Source organism: Cryobacterium sp. AP27 (genome assembly GCF_056680495.1).
Window position 1 is genome coordinate 1,284,421 of the sequence record NZ_CM155285.1, and the last position, 14,477, is coordinate 1,298,897.

Annotated in this window: 13 protein-coding genes; 7 read left to right on the forward strand and 6 right to left on the reverse strand. The window is 65.3% G+C overall.

The window, feature by feature from the left end:
* The first annotated feature begins 6 nt into the window (after positions 1-6).
* The 4 genes from AC1MB9_RS06025 to AC1MB9_RS06040 all read left to right on the forward strand — a co-directional run bounded on the left by AC1MB9_RS06025 (position 7) and on the right by AC1MB9_RS06040 (position 2,827).
* Complete coding sequence (locus tag AC1MB9_RS06025) at positions 7-1,218, forward strand: phosphoglycerate kinase (RefSeq protein ID WP_479964127.1); 1,212 nt, start codon at positions 7-9, stop codon at positions 1,216-1,218.
* Positions 1,212-2,012 (forward strand): triose-phosphate isomerase, encoded by an 801-nt coding sequence (tpiA, locus tag AC1MB9_RS06030; RefSeq protein WP_479964128.1) that lies wholly within the window; start codon positions 1,212-1,214, stop codon positions 2,010-2,012. Before AC1MB9_RS06025 ends, tpiA begins: the two co-directional genes overlap by 7 nt.
* A 111-nt stretch (positions 2,013-2,123) precedes the next feature.
* Positions 2,124-2,375, forward strand: a complete 252-nt coding sequence (gene secG / locus AC1MB9_RS06035) for a preprotein translocase subunit SecG (RefSeq protein WP_035835950.1) — start codon at positions 2,124-2,126, stop codon at positions 2,373-2,375.
* Positions 2,376-2,458: 83 nt separating this feature from the next.
* The gene (locus AC1MB9_RS06040; protein WP_479964129.1) at positions 2,459-2,827 is read left to right on the forward strand and encodes an RNA polymerase-binding protein RbpA; all 369 of its coding nucleotides are present in this window, start codon (positions 2,459-2,461) and stop codon (positions 2,825-2,827) included.
* A gap of 66 nt (positions 2,828-2,893) precedes the next feature.
* Here AC1MB9_RS06040 and pgl read toward each other — a convergent pair whose 3' ends face one another.
* From pgl to tkt, 6 genes are all read right to left on the reverse strand, one after another.
* Positions 2,894-3,664 carry a 6-phosphogluconolactonase gene (gene pgl, locus AC1MB9_RS06045; protein ID WP_479964130.1) on the reverse strand — a complete coding sequence of 257 codons (771 nt, stop codon included), beginning with the start codon at positions 3,662-3,664 and terminating at the stop codon, positions 2,894-2,896.
* On the reverse strand, positions 3,661-4,629 hold the full coding sequence (locus tag AC1MB9_RS06050; protein WP_479964131.1) for a glucose-6-phosphate dehydrogenase assembly protein OpcA: 969 nt from the start codon (positions 4,627-4,629) through the stop codon (positions 3,661-3,663). Before AC1MB9_RS06050 ends, pgl begins: the two co-directional genes overlap by 4 nt.
* Positions 4,626-6,167, reverse strand: coding sequence for a glucose-6-phosphate dehydrogenase (zwf, locus tag AC1MB9_RS06055; protein ID WP_479964132.1), 1,542 nt, complete (start codon positions 6,165-6,167; stop codon positions 4,626-4,628). Before zwf ends, AC1MB9_RS06050 begins: the two co-directional genes overlap by 4 nt.
* A gap of 51 nt (positions 6,168-6,218) precedes the next feature.
* Entirely contained in the window at positions 6,219-7,826 is a 1,608-nt protein-coding gene (locus AC1MB9_RS06060; protein WP_479964133.1) for a glucose-6-phosphate isomerase, read from the reverse strand.
* Positions 7,823-8,953: a transaldolase gene (tal, locus tag AC1MB9_RS06065; RefSeq protein WP_479964134.1), complete on the reverse strand. Its 1,131-nt coding sequence runs from the start codon at positions 8,951-8,953 to the stop codon at positions 7,823-7,825. The genes AC1MB9_RS06060 and tal overlap by 4 nt, the downstream gene beginning before the upstream one ends.
* A 97-nt stretch (positions 8,954-9,050) precedes the next feature.
* On the reverse strand, positions 9,051-11,141 hold the full coding sequence (gene tkt / locus AC1MB9_RS06070) for a transketolase (RefSeq protein ID WP_479964135.1): 2,091 nt from the start codon (positions 11,139-11,141) through the stop codon (positions 9,051-9,053).
* Between the two features lie 323 nt (positions 11,142-11,464).
* On the opposite strand from tkt, the gene AC1MB9_RS06075 reads away from it, so the two are divergent.
* The 3 genes from AC1MB9_RS06075 to AC1MB9_RS06085 all read left to right on the forward strand — a co-directional run bounded on the left by AC1MB9_RS06075 (position 11,465) and on the right by AC1MB9_RS06085 (position 14,455).
* Entirely contained in the window at positions 11,465-12,382 is a 918-nt protein-coding gene (locus AC1MB9_RS06075; RefSeq protein ID WP_479964136.1) for a heme o synthase, read from the forward strand.
* 194 nt (positions 12,383-12,576) lie between these two features.
* On the forward strand, positions 12,577-13,218 hold the full coding sequence (locus AC1MB9_RS06080) for an ABC transporter permease (protein ID WP_479964137.1): 642 nt from the start codon (positions 12,577-12,579) through the stop codon (positions 13,216-13,218).
* A complete protein-coding gene (locus AC1MB9_RS06085) occupies positions 13,211-14,455 on the forward strand; it encodes an ATP-binding cassette domain-containing protein (RefSeq protein ID WP_479964138.1) in 1,245 nt (414 codons plus the stop codon). Before AC1MB9_RS06080 ends, AC1MB9_RS06085 begins: the two co-directional genes overlap by 8 nt.
* Positions 14,456-14,477 lie beyond the last annotated feature (22 nt).

Consider the following 14,477-nt stretch of genomic DNA (forward strand, 5'->3'; position numbering starts at 1 on the left):
CGCGCAGTGACACTTCGCACGATCGAATCCCTGGGCGCGCTCCGGGGCAAGCGGGTCATCGTCCGCTTCGATCTGAATGTGCCGTTGAAAGACGGACAGATCACCGACGACGGCCGCGTGCGGGCGTCGCTGCCCACTCTCAACGCGCTTCTGGCGCAGGGCGCCCGTGTGGTGATTGTTTCTCACCTCGGGCGCCCCGACGGGGCCTTTGACGCCAAGTACAGCCTGGCCCCGGTGGCCGTTCGACTGAGCGAGCTTGTCGGCCGGCCCGTGGCCTTCGCGACCGACACCGTCGGAAACTCCGCCACGGATGCCGTGGCCGGCCTGGTTGACGGCGACATCGTCGTACTGGAAAACCTTCGGTTCAACCCGGGGGAGACCAGCAAGGTCGACGCCGAGCGCGCGTCCTTCGCCGCCGAACTCGCCGCCCTGGGCGATGCCTTCGTCTCCGACGGTTTTGGCGTCGTACACCGCAAGCAGGCGAGTGTCTACGACCTCGCCGCGATCCTCCCGAGCGCGGCTGGCCTGTTGATCGCCACCGAGCTTGAGGTGTTGGATCGACTCACGGAGAAGCCTGAGGCGCCCTACACGGTGGTTCTCGGTGGTTCGAAGGTCTCCGACAAGCTCGGAGTCATCGGACATCTGCTCCCACGAGTCGACTCGCTGCTCATCGGTGGCGGCATGCTCTTCACGTTCCTCGCCGCGCAGGGACATGCGGTCGGTGCAAGCCTGCTCGAGACGGACCAGCTCGAGACGGTGCGAGGATACCTCGCCGAAGCCGAGCGCCTCGGCGTCAAGATCGTGCTGCCCACCGACATCGTTGTGGCCTCCAAATTCGGGGCCGACGCTGAACACGTGGTCACCGCCGCCGACGCGATCGAGCAGACTCCGTTCGGTGCCGCGGGCCTTGGCCTCGACATCGGCCCGGAGACGGCCGAGGCATTTGCGGCGGTCATACGCGAGTCGCAGACCGTCTTCTGGAACGGTCCGATGGGCGTGTTCGAGATCGCCGCCTTCGCCGAGGGCACCCGCACGGTTGCTTCGGCACTGACCGAGGTATCCGGCCTCAGCGTGGTCGGCGGCGGAGATTCAGCCGCTGCCGTACGCATCCTCGGATTCACAGATGACCAATTCGGTCACATTTCGACCGGTGGCGGCGCGAGCCTCGAGTTTCTCGAGGGCAAGCGTCTGCCAGGACTGGAGGTCCTCGGATGGTAGTAAACCCAACAGTTCGGCGCACACCGCTCATCGCCGGCAACTGGAAGATGAACCTGGATCACCTTCAGGCCATCGCTTTCGTGCAGAAACTGGCGTGGAACCTGAAGGACGCCGGTCACGACTTCACGGCCGTTGAAGCCGCTGTCTTCCCGCCCTTCACCGACCTCCGGTCGGTCCAGACCCTGATCTCCGCCGACAAGCTCGAGCTGGGCTTTGGAGCGCAAGACGTGTCGGCACACGAGTCGGGCGCATACACCGGCGAAATTTCCGGAGCGTTCCTGTCCCAGCTGGAGTGCCAGTACGTGATCATCGGTCACTCCGAGCGGCGCACGCTGCACAACGAAACCGATGCCGAGGTGTCCGCCAAGATCGGCGCGGCGCTGAAGCACAACCTCGTTCCGATCATCTGCGTCGGCGAAACCGCCGCGGACCTCGAAGAGCACGGCCCGAGCGCCGTTCCCGTCGCCCAGTTGCGCGCCGCGCTTGCCGGCGTCAGCAACGCGGCCGACATCGTCGTGGCCTACGAGCCGGTCTGGGCCATCGGCTCCGGCAAGGCCGCCACACCGGAGCAGGCAGAGCAGGTTGCCGCCCAGCTGCGGTCGGTGCTGCAGGAGAGTCTCGGACAGGATGTCGCCGACAAGACGCGCATCCTGTACGGCGGTTCCGTGAAGAGCGGGAACATCGCGGCCTACATGCGCGAGCCCAACGTGGATGGGGCTCTCGTCGGCGGTGCCAGCCTGGACATCGCCGAGTTCTCGAGCATCGTACGGTTCCAGAAGCACGTCGGTCAGTAGCCCTTCAGTGGGTGCCCGCGTGGGCACCCACTGGGCGGCGTCCCTTCGGGCTATAATTGGCAAGGTCTTGGTGGGGATAACTGCGCCCACCGCATTTGTGAAAGGTTTCGTGTGGAGATTCTCCAGGTTGTGTTGCAGGTCCTCGTAGGAATTACGAGTCTTCTGCTCACCATGCTCATTCTGTTGCACAAGGGTCGGGGCGGGGGGCTATCCGACATGTTCGGCGGTGGAGTCACATCGAACCTGGGCGCGTCGGGTGTTGCGGAACGCAACCTCAACCGCATAACGGTCATATTGGGCCTACTGTGGATCACATGCATCGTGGTGCTCGGGTTGATCACCAAGTTTGATACGGGCGCCTAGCATCCACAGGCGTACGTTGTAGTAAGAGTCGGCGCACGCGGTGTGTGCGCCACGCTGAGTTGCTTTTCAATGGGAGGAATAAAATGGCATCTGGTGGTAGTGCAATTCGGGGATCACGTGTTGGAGCTGGCCCCATGGGCGAGCAGGACCGCGGTTTCCACGCTGATCGGATCAAGGTGTCCTACTGGGACGCCCTCGGAAACGAGACCGTGCGGTATTTCGCGGCGACCCTGCCGGATGAGGAGATTCCCGCCACCATCGATTGCCCGTCCTCCGGACTACCGGCCGGCCGCGACAAGGAGAATCCTCCCTCCGTCGTCAAACTGGAGCCGTACAAGACGCATCTCGCCTATGTCAAGGAGCGCCGCAGCGAGGAAGAGGCAGAGTCTCTTCTGGAAGAGGCGCTCACTCAGCTGCGGGTTCGCCGCGGAAAATTGAGCCCGACGAAGTAGCCGCGTATCGAAGAAGGGCTCAACCACCGCGGTGGTTGAGCCCTTCTTCGTTTGGGACCAGGAGCCCTAGTAGGACGGGGCGATGAGACTCGCCGGCACTTCGGCGGCCGCCTCATCGTCCACGAAGAAGACCGTGCGTTTGCGCCCCTTGATGCCGGCAGCGGGAACCTCGTCCCGGCTCGCGCCTGCCAGAGCCAATCCGAGCGCTGACGCCTTGTCCGACCCGGCCAGCACCATCCAGACCCGGTCCGACGAATTCAGCACGGGCCGGGTGAGGGACAGTCGCTCCGCGGGGGGCTTGGGCGAGTTGCGCACCGGTATGACACTGGCCGCATTCTCCCGGATTCCGCTGCCGTGCGGAAACAGCGACGCTACGTGTCCGTCGGGGCCGACGCCGAGGAAGGTGATGTCGAACCGGGGGAGTGAGGCCCCATAGGGCGCCAGCTCCTCCAGTTCGGCAGCGTACCTGTGCGCGGCGTCGTCGAGGCTGATGTCATCGTCGGCTGCGGCGAACGGGTGTATGTTCGCCTCCGGCACCGCGATGTGGTCGAGAAGGGCCTCGCGGGCCTGGCGTTCGTTTCGGTCGGCATCCGCGCGCGCCACCCAGCGCTCATCGCCCCACCAGAAGCTGACACGGGGCCACTCGATTGTGTCCCTGGCCGCCGACTCGTTGATCGCTTCCAGAACGGCGATGCCTACCGAACCGCCCGTGAGGACCACATTCGCCTCGCCCTCCTCGTGCAGAATGTCGACCATCTTGGTGATGAACCTGGCGGCAACAGAGCCGGCCAACGCCTGCTTGTTCTGGTGGACCAAAACTCGTCGTTCATTCGTCACGCTGGTACTCCGGTCTGTGAATTCACCGCGCCCTCCAAGAGCGGGAGGCCGCGCGTGATGACCTCACCATACAGGTCATCCGGATCAAGGCGGCGGAGCTCATCGGCGAGGCAGTCGCGCAGGCTGCGTCGACGGAGGGCCAGATCCTGCACGGGCTGACCGGGCTGGACCAGAGTGGCCACACCGGCGTGCTCACGTTCGAGGGAAATCACACCGGCCGCGCGGGTGAGCTTGACCCCGTACATGCCGTTCGCATGCGGGCCGCTGGTCAGGTCGCACGTCACCGGTACCTCCAGTTGCAGGTGCAGCCACGCCGCCAGAAGCGTCGTGGAGGGGGAATCCGCCGCGCCGGTGACCTGGATGCCGGTGACCGGCTCGAAGGGCGGCTGGTCGAGCACCGCAGCGAGCTGCGTGCGCCACAGGGTCAGGCGAGTCCACGCGAAGTCAGTGTCACCCGGACGGTAGCTGGACCGCAGGCGTTGAAGCGCGCCCTGAGGGTCCGGTTGCGCCGAGGCGTCCGTTATCCGTCGGTAGGCGATCCGGCCCAGGGGCGAGTCGGCGGGCACGGCGGGGGCTGCGCCGGGCCACCAGGCCACCACGGGCGCGTCGGGCAGGAGAAGCCCCGTGACAAGGCTCTCCGGGTCGCTCGCGGCCTCCCCGTACACCCGCAGCACGATGACCTCACTCGCGCCCGCGTCGCCGCCGACACGAATCTCCGCGTCAACGCGGGGAGGCCCCGCGGAGTTCGGCACGTCAACACGCTCGGTCGACACCACGATGACCCGCATCGGATGCTCACGAGAGGCGTCGTTGGCCGCCGTGATGGCCTCCTCCTCCTGACCGAGCGTGGACGAGATGATGAGGGTGAGCACGCGTCCGAGGGCGACGGCCCCGCCCTCCTCACGAATCCGCACGAGCGCCTTCGAAATCTTGGCGGTCGTGGTGTCAGGCAGATCGACGATCATGGGCGTCTCCAGGTACGGCCATCACGGGCCAGCAATTCATCAGCGGACGACGGGCCCCACGTGCCGGGACGGTACTGTTCCGGCTGACCCTGTGTGGCCCAATACTCCTCGATCGGGTCGAGAATCTTCCAGGACAACTCGACCTCTTCGTGGCGGGGGAAGAGCGGCGGGTCTCCCAGCAACACATCGAGGATGAGCCGCTCGTACGCTTCCGGACTCGCCTCGGTGAAGGCATGCCCGTATCCGAAGTCCATGGTCACGTCCCGCACCTGCATGCCGGCGCCCGGAACCTTGGAACCGAAACGAATGGTGACACCCTCGTCGGGCTGCACGCGAATGACGAGTGCATTGTGGCCGAGTTCGGCGGTTTGGCTCTCCGCGAACAGGTACTGCGGCGCACGCTTGAAGACCACGGCGATTTCGGTGACCCGTCGGCCCAGACGCTTGCCGGCGCGCAGGTAGAACGGTACGCCCGACCAGCGACGATTGTCGATGGTGAGGCGCAGGGCCGCGTAGGTCTCGGTGATCGACTCGGAGTCCATGCCGTCCTCATCGAGGAAGCCGACGACCTTCTCGCCGCCCTGCCAGCCTCCGGTGTACTGCCCTCGCGCGGTGCCCAGACCCAGATCTTCGGGAAGGTGCACCGATGCCAGAACCTTTTCCTTCTCAGCGCGGAGGTCCGCCGCGGCGAAGGAAATCGGTTCCTCCATCGCCGTCAGGGCGAGCAGCTGCAAAAGGTGGTTCTGAATGACGTCGCGAGCCGCGCCGATGCCGTCGTAGTACCCGGCCCGTCCGCCGACGCCGATATCCTCGGCCATGGTGATCTGCACGTGGTCCACCTGATTGGCGTTCCACAGCGGTTCGAACATCTGGTTCGCGAAACGCAACGCCAGGATGTTCTGGACGGTTTCCTTGCCGAGATAATGGTCGATCCGGAAGACCGAATCGGGCGGGAACACGGATTCGACCACGTCGTTGAGCTCACGCGCGGTCTTGAGGTCGCTTCCGAACGGTTTCTCAATGACGACACGCCTCCACTGGCCGTCCTTCTGCTCCGCGAGCCCCGAACGCCGCAACTGCTCGGTGACGAGCGGAAAGGCCTTCGGGGGGATCGCGAGGTAGAAGGCGTGATTGCCCATGGTTCCACGTTCCCGGTCGAGCTGGGCGATCGTCTCCTTGAGCTGCTCAAACGCGGCGTCGTCGTCGAAGGTACCCGGAACAAACCGGATGCCCTCGGCGAGCTGCGCCCACACATCCTCGTGGAACTCGGTGCGCGCATACTTCTTCACCGAGTCATGCACGACCTGCATGAAATCCTCGTGGTCCCAGTCGCGGCGTGCAAAGCCGACGAGCGCAAAGCCCGGCGGGAGGAGGCCACGATTAGCCAGGTCGTAAACGGCGGGCATGAGTTTCTTCCGCGACAGGTCTCCGGTCACGCCGAAAATCACGAGGCTGGAAGGCCCGGCAATGCGATTCAGACGGTAGTCGGAGGGTGAACGCAGCGGATTGGACTCCGGGGTGATTTCCACCGGGGACATGCAGCTCCTAAGGGACGAAAGCGGGAAGCGGAAGAACGCTCGGGTGCCGGGCTAGCCCAGCGCCTCGAAGAGCGTACCGAGATTTTCTGCGGGTGTGGTGAGGGTCAGGGTGAGGACGGGGCGACCGTGTTCGGCCAGGACGCTCGCATCACCGCTGGCCTGCGCCTGGATGAGCTCACCGAACGTGAACGGACGATCCGGGATGGAGAGGTCCTCCGCCGGTGTGGCGAGAATCTGCAGGAACACGCCCGTCGCGGTGCCGCCCTTGTGGAACTGGCCTGTGGAGTGCAGGAACCGAGGTCCCCAGCCGAAGGTGACGGGACGCTTGGCCAGCGTCGCGAGTTTCGAGCGAACGTCAGCCAGCTGGGGGAGTGCAAGGCGGTCGACGTACGCCTGCACGGCGACGTACCCGTCAGGACCGAGTTCTTCAAGCAGGGCGTCGATAGCCGACGCGAGGTCACTCGCGGCGCCAATGACGTGCGGGGTTCCGCGCACCTCAATGCCGTCCGCGATGAACGCGGCCGGCTCGGGAGCCGGGCGGGAATCCAGCAGGCCGCGGGTCGCGATCTTCGCTGATTCGACATCCGGCTGGTCGAAGGGATTGATCCCCAGGAGTCGTCCGGCGACCACGGTCGCGTATTCCCACACCAGGAACTGGGCACCGAGCGTGCCGCTGACGCGAATCTCATCGCGTCCGTCCTGATCGGCGAAAACGTTGACGCCGGCATCCGCGACGACCCGCACAACTTGAACGTCGGGCAGGTTCGCCGTCAGTTCCGGGGCGTCCAAGTCGAGGACGACGGGAAGGATGCCGGTACCGAGTTTGCCGGTCGACTCGGCGATCAGCTGCTCAACCCAATCGGCGAAGCCGACGATATGCGTTCCGTCGGCGACGATGGCGAGCTTGTCGCGGCGCGGCTGCGCCGCGGCCATGGCCGCACCGAGAATGAGACCGGGGTTGTCGAGCGAATCAACGGCAAGCGACAAGAGCACCGATTCGGCCTCGTCGAGCAGTTCCCCGATATCGACGCCGGCGAGCCCGGACGGCACGAGGCCGAACGCGGTCAGCGCCGAGTAGCGTCCGCCGACATTGGGGTCGGCGTTGAACACACGGTAACCGGCGGCGCGAGCGGATGCCTCAAGGGGCGAGCCGGGGTCGGTCACCACGATGATGCGCTCGGCCGGGTCGATGCCGGCGTCAACAAAAGCGCGCTCGAAGACGCGACGCTGGCTGTCCGTTTCGACGGTGGACCCGGACTTCGACGACACGACAAGCGCGGTCGAGTCGAGGTGGTCGGACAATGCCGCGAGCACCTGTCCGGGGTCGGTGGCATCGAGAACGGTGAGGTTGACGCCGGCGGTGTTCGTGATGACCTCCGGGGCGAGCGAAGAGCCGCCCATTCCCGCGAGCGCGATCCGGGTCACTCCGGCATTGCGCAGCGAGTCACGCAGTGCGTTGATCTCGGCGACGAGGGGCCGGGAAATGGCTACCGACTCGGTCCAGCCGAGACGTTTGGCCGCTTCCGCCTCGGCGTCAGGGCCCCAGAGCGACGGGTCGAGCGAGGTGATGCTCGATGCCACCAAATCCTCGACGAGGGTGGGGACGACGCGGCGTACGGCGTCAGCGGCCGAGCCGCTGACGCCGATGCGGAAGCTCATCGCACTACCGAGGTCTCGGCTGCGGCGAGGGCAGCGGAGACCGTCTGCCGCAGCTCGTCCCAGGACACGACGAACTTGGACACGCCTTCTTCTTCCAGCACGCGGGTGACGTCGTCGTAGGAGATTCCCTGGGCGGCGAGGGCATCGAGGACAGCGTTGGCCGCGGCATACGATCCGGTGATCGAGTCGGCCGGTACGACCGCGTGGTCCGCCGCGGCCTGCATGGTCTTCTCCGGCATCGTGTTGACCACCTCGGGCGCGACCAGCTCGGTCACATACAGGGTGTCGGGCAGGCTCGGGTCCTTGACTCCGGTGGACGCCCACAGCGGACGCTGCTTGTTGGCACCGGCGTTGAGCAGCCCGAGGGCGCGCTCCGAGGCGAACGCCTGCTCGAAGACCTCGTAGGCGAGCTGTGCGTTGGCGACGCCGGCCTTGCTTTTCAGCGAGATTGCCTCGTCCGTTCCGAGGGCGACGAGACGCTTGTCGATCTCGGTGTCGACGCGGGAGACGAAGAAGGACGCCACGGAGTGGATGGTGGACAGATTGATCCCGGCAGCCTTCGCCTGCTCAAGACCGGTCAGGTAGGCGTTGATGACCTGACGGTGACGCTCGAGGCTGAAGATCAGCGTCACGTTGACGCTGATGCCGGCCGCGATCGTGGCGGTGATGGCGTCGAGGCCTTCGACGGTCGCGGGGATCTTGATCATCGCGTTGGGGCGGTCGACCTTGGCCCAGAGCTGACGGGCCTGCGCGACCGTGCCGGCCGTGTCCCTGGCCAGTCCCGGCTCGACCTCGATCGAGACGCGGCCGTCGACGCCGTTCGTGCGGTCGTAGACCGGGCGGAAGATGTCGCTCGCCGCGGTGACATCATCCGTCGTGATCTCGAAGACGGCGTCGCTCACGCTGGTCCCGGCGGCAGCCAATGCGGCGACCTGCTCCGTGTACGCCTCGCCCTTGGCGAGCGCGCCCGCGAAGATCGTGGGGTTCGTCGTCACGCCGACGACGTTGCTGTTGTCGATGAGCTGCTGAAGCCCGCCGGAGACGATCCGGTCCCGGGACAGGTCGTCGAGCCAGATGCTGACTCCGGCCGCCGAGAGCTGGGCGAGGGGGGTGGTGGTTTCAGTCATAGTCGTAAATCTCCTCTGTAGGCGTTTCTGCTTGCGATATCGGTGCTGTTTTCACTGCTCTGCGATCTCACGGTCGTTCGGTCGTGCCCGGTGCCCGCTAATTGGCGATGGAGTCCCTGGCGGCGGCCACAACGGCCTCAGTGGTGATGCCGAATTCACGGAACAAGGTCTGGTAGTCCGCCGACGCACCGAAGTGCTCGATGGAGATGCTCCGACCACGGTCACCGACGTACTTATCCCAGGTCAACGCGATCCCGGCCTCAATCGATACCCGGGCCGTGACACCGGCCGGAAGAACGGACTCACGGTACTCGGCGCTCTGCTCGTCGAACCACTCGAGGCACGGGGCCGAGATCACGCGGGCGTTGACGCCCTCCGTTGCGAGCTGCGCACGCGCCTCAACGGCGAGCTGCACCTCTGAGCCGGTGGCGATCAGCAGGACGTCGGGACTTCCGCCGGCCGCCTCCGCAAGCACGTAGGCGCCGCGGGCGACGTGTGACGCGGACGCGAAGGTGTCGCCGGAGGCGTCGCCGTCACCGCGTTCGAACACGGGAATGTTCTGCCGCGTCAGGGCGATGCCGGCGGGGCCGCTTCGGCGTTCGAGGATCGTTTTCCACGCCCATGCCGTCTCGGCGGCGTCGCCGGGGCGCACCACGTCGAGGCCGGGGATGGCGCGCAGTGTGGCGAGCTGCTCGATCGGCTGGTGGGTGGGGCCGTCCTCGCCGAGGGCCACGGAGTCGTGGGTCCAGACGAAGATAGAGGGCACCTTCATGAGTGCGGCTAGACGCACCGCGGGGCGCATGTAGTCGCTGAAGATAAGGAACGTGCCGCCGAAGGCGCGCGTGTTCCCGTGCAGCACGATGCCGTTGAGGATGGCGGCCATCGCGTGCTCACGGATTCCGAAGTGCAGAACGCGACCGTAGGTGTTTCCGGTCCACGCTGCGGTGGAGTGCTCACTCGGGACGAACGATGCCGCGCCGGCGATGGTGGTGTTGTTCGACTCGGCGAGGTCGGCCGAGCCCCCCCACAGCTCGGGGATGACGGGGCCCAGGGCATTCAGGACCTTGCCGGAGGCCGCACGCGTCGACACCGCGGTGCCGGCCGGGAAAACCGGGAGGGCTTCCTCGACGCCGTCGGGTAGGTCGCCGCTGAGAACGCGATCAAGCAGAATCTTGCGCTCGGGGTTCGCTGCAGCCCAGGCGTCGAATCGAACATTCCAGTCGGCGTGCTCCTGCGCACCGCGCACGAGGGCCTCACGGGTGTGGGAGATGACGTCGTCGGCGACGTCGAACGTCTTCTCGGGGTCGAAGCCGAGAACGGTCTTCACTCCCGCGAGTTCCTCGGCACCGAGGGCGGATCCGTGGATCTTGCCGGTGTTCTGCTTCTTCGGGCTCGGCCACCCGATGATGGTCTTGAGAATGATGAGCGACGGCTTGTCGGTCACGCCCTGGGCGGCCAGAATGGCGTCGTTCAGGGCGGCGACGTCCTCGACGTACTCGCCCGTCTTCTTCCAGTCCACGGTCTGTACGTGCCAGTGGTACGCCTCGTAGCGAGCGGCGACGTCTTCGGTGAAGGCGATGTTCGTGTCGTCTTCGATCGAGATCTGGTTGCTGTCGTAGATGGCAATCAAATTGCCCAGCTGCTGGTGTCCCGCGATTGAGGAGGCCTCGGAGGTGATGCCCTCCTGCAGGTCGCCGTCGCCGGCGACGACGTACACGAAGTGGTCGAAGGGGCTCGAGCCGACGGATGCGTCCGGGTCGAACAGCCCGCGCTCGAAGCGGGAGGCGTACGCGAAGCCGACGGCTGACGCGAGGCCCTGGCCGAGCGGGCCGGTGGTGATCTCCACACCGGCGGTGTGGCCGAATTCGGGGTGGCCGGGGGTCTTGGAACCCCAGGTGCGCAGCGCCTTCAGATCGTCGAGTTCCAGGCCGTAGCCGCCCAGGTACAACTGCACGTACTGCGTGAGGGAGCTGTGTCCCACGGACAGGATGAAACGATCCCGTCCGAGCCAGTCGTTGTCGGCCGGGTCACGGCGCATGACCTTCTGAAAGAGTAGGTAGGCGGCGGGGGCGAGGCTCATCGCCGTTCCCGGGTGCCCATTGCCCACCTTTTCGACGGCATCTGCCGCGAGAATTCGTGCGGTATTAACCGCCTGATCGTCAATGGAGTCCCATTGGAAAGCTGCCACGTTACGTAACCCTTCGTTCAAGCGAGGGCGGGTTGAGCTCAACCCATCCTGGAATAGTTGTGCAATTGTCGGCAAACATCCCTGCACCGCGGTGCCGCGTATTGACGCGGGACCGCATGTGGAATGTCACCCCCAGCGAGTTGGCCTGCTGATGCGGCCATCTCCCACCCGGGGGCTCGCCGAACTACTGTTTCACTGTGGGGAGCAGTACCCAGTATAGGGACGAATGACCGGGGTCGCTCTAAATGACGTGACATGTCATTTGCAGGGAAGCGTCATGCCGTGATCTACAATTGGTAGAACTGCCTAGCATTCGAGGATTAATGGACGTCGCCCTTCAGACCATCGAGAGAACTCCGCGTACGATCAAGCGCACGCTGAAGGCATACCTGTCGTTGACCAAACCGCGGGTTGTGGAACTGCTCCTGGTCGTGACGGCTCCCACCATGCTTCTCGCGGAGCGTGGGATTCCGAGCCTGTGGCTCGTGCTCGCGACGCTGATCGGCGGCGCGCTCAGCGCCGGTTCGGCCGGTGCGTTCAACTGCTACATCGACCGCGACATCGACCGTCTGATGCACCGTACACAGAACCGTCCGCTCGTCACCGGGGAACTCAGCGACCGGGAGGCGTTGATTTTCGCGTACGCGCTCGGCGTCGCCTCGATCGCCTGGCTCTGGATTTTCACGAACTGGCTTGCCGCGGCGTTGTCTTTCGGCGCGATCCTGTTGTACGTCGTGTTCTACACGATCATTCTCAAACGTCGCACGGCGCAGAATATCGTCTGGGGCGGCGTGGCCGGCTGCATGCCGGTGCTCATCGGTTGGGCGGCCGTCACCGGGGACCTCTCCTGGCCGCCGATGATCCTGTTCATGATCATTTTCCTCTGGACGCCGCCGCACTACTGGCCGCTGTCCATGAAGTACCGTGCGGATTACCAGGCCGCCGGCGTTCCGATGCTCGCGGTCGTGCGCGGCCGCGCCCAGGTCGGTCTCCAGGTCATCTTGTACGCCTGGGCAACCGTCGCCTGCTCGATGCTGCTCATTCCGGTCGCCGGCATGGGGCTCACGTACAGCTTCGTCGCGATTGTCACGGGAGGCTGGTTTATTTACGAGACGCACCGTCTCTACAACCTCGCCATCCGTCACGAGCACGTCTCACCCATGCGAGTCTTCCACGGGTCCATCGCGTATCTCACCCTGCTCTTCGTCGCCGTCGGCGTCGACCCGCTCCTGCCGTTCTAGTCACCGGCGCGGGTGCTATCTCCGGCCTGGGCGAGTTTGTCAACCCCCCTAAACGTGGGCGAACGCCTACACTGAGATCACACCTTCGCCCAAGGACCGGAGCCCGTATCTGCGCATAGCTCGGCGCGGCGATTCTTTCATCGCCCGTGTCGGCGTCGGTGACCCAGGGTCAACGACGCGAAGTGGGTTTGAATGTGTTGGATTTCGTAGGGGACAGGCTGAATCAAATCCTGTTCTCGGGCTGGCAGCACTTCAGTCTGGTGGTGCAGTGCCTTCTGCTGGCCAGTGTGCTCGCCATCATCCTCGCCGCGCTCGTGTACCGGAGCAAGGCGCTCAGCGCGGTTGCGAACTCTGTCTCGGCCATTGGACTGACGATTCCGTCCTTCGCCTTCATCGGGCTCCTCATCGCCCCGTTCGGGTTCGGTGTTTTACCGGCCGTGATCGTGGTGTCCTTCTTCGCCACCCTCCCCATCCTGCGCAATGCGGTCGTCGGCCTCTCCGGCGTTGCCCCCGCCATCGTCGAATCGGCCCGTGGGATCGGGATGAGCCGGTTCCGTACCTTGCTGCAGGTTGAGCTCCCCATCGCGTGGCCCGTCATTCTGACCGGAGTGCGGGTTTCGGCCCAGATGGTCATGGGCATCGCGGCGATCAGCGCGTATTCCCTCGGTCCGGGACTGGGCGGATTCATCTTCTCCGGGCTGTCCCGTCTCGGCGGCGCTAATTCCCTGGAATCGGTGTTGACCGGTGTCATCGGTGTCATCGTGCTTGCCCTCCTTCTTGATCTTCTTCTCGTCGGCGTCGGCCGACTGACAACTCCGCGAGGTATCCGTGTCTGAATCACTCCAAGAACCCACCCCCACCGCACAGGTCACCGGCGCAAGCATTCTGCTTGACACGGTGACGAAGCGATTCCCCGGGCAGGCTAAACCGGCCGTCGACGGCCTCACCATGGAAATCCCGGCGGGCAAGATCGTCATGCTGGTCGGGCCCTCCGGCTGCGGCAAAACCACGACGCTCAAGATGATCAACCGTTTGATTGAACCCTCCGAGGGCAAGATCGTCGTCGACGGGGATGACGTGACCAAGATGAACGGTGACGAGCTCCGACGCGGCATCGGCTACGTCATCCAGGCCGGCGGACTCTTCCCGCATATGACCGTCGCCACCAACATCGGCATGGTCCCCAAGATGCTGGGCTGGGACAAGGCACGCATTGCGGCCCGCGTCGACGCGCTGCTCGAACTCGTGACGCTTGACCCCGCCGCCTACCGCGACCGGTACCCCAACGAACTGTCCGGCGGACAGCAGCAGCGCGTGGGTGTGGCGCGTGCCCTGGCCGCAGACCCGCCCGTGCTGCTCATGGACGAGCCCTTCGGCGCCGTCGACCCGATCACCCGGCTGCGCCTGCAGGACGAACTGCTCAGTATTCAGGAGGAGCTGCAGAAGACCATCGTCTGTGTCACGCACGACTTCGATGAGGCGGTGAAGCTGGGCGATTGGATCGCCATCTTCAACGAGGGCGCCCAGCTCGTGCAGTACGACACGCCGGAGCGTATCCTGGCGGAGCCCGCCAACGAATTCGTCGAGAACTTCATCGGCGCCGGCGCCGGGCTCAAGCAGCTCACCCTCACACGCGTGGCCGATGTCGGTCTGGCGGAGGCCGTCGTGGGTAAACCGGGGGAGCGGGCCGCAGACGTGCTCAGTCGGGCGAAGACGGCGGGCCACGGCCACGCCGTCATCGTGGACGAACGCGAGCGTCCGATCCAGTGGCTGTCCCTTCGACAGCTTGACCGTCTGGACACCATTACGAACGTGCCAGACCCCAAGCTCCCCGTGGTCGGCAGTCGGGCGACGTTGAATGACGCGCTCGACACGATGCTGGTATCGAGCGCCGGGGCTGCCCTCGTGATCGGGCGGCGCGACGTGTTCAAGGGCGTCATCAACGTTAAGACGATCATGGACGCGATTACGAAGGCGCAGGGCGACGCCGCCGTCCAGTCGGCGAATGCGCCCGTCGGCCTTAACACCGGCGTGTTTCAGGCCGCCGCCGCGACTGAGCCGGCCCGGCCGTGAGCACCGTGGTGAATGATCCGTC

Excerpts from the sequence above, each read along its gene's own strand:
- tpiA (WP_479964128.1), top strand. The coding sequence starts at position 1,212 with ATGGTAGTAAACCCAACAGTTCGGCGCACACCGCTCATCGCCGGCAAC.
- AC1MB9_RS06060 (WP_479964133.1), bottom strand. The coding sequence starts at position 7,826 with ATGAGCTTCCGCATCGGCGTCAGCGGCTCGGCCGCTGACGCCGTACGC.
- AC1MB9_RS06050 (WP_479964131.1), bottom strand. The coding sequence starts at position 4,629 with ATGATCGTCGATCTGCCTGACACCACGACCGCCAAGATTTCGAAGGCG.
- tal (WP_479964134.1), bottom strand. The coding sequence starts at position 8,953 with ATGACTGAAACCACCACCCCCCTCGCCCAGCTCTCGGCGGCCGGAGTC.
- AC1MB9_RS06040 (WP_479964129.1), top strand. The coding sequence starts at position 2,459 with ATGGCATCTGGTGGTAGTGCAATTCGGGGATCACGTGTTGGAGCTGGC.
- zwf (WP_479964132.1), bottom strand. The coding sequence starts at position 6,167 with ATGTCCCCGGTGGAAATCACCCCGGAGTCCAATCCGCTGCGTTCACCC.
- AC1MB9_RS06075 (WP_479964136.1), top strand. The coding sequence starts at position 11,465 with ATGGACGTCGCCCTTCAGACCATCGAGAGAACTCCGCGTACGATCAAG.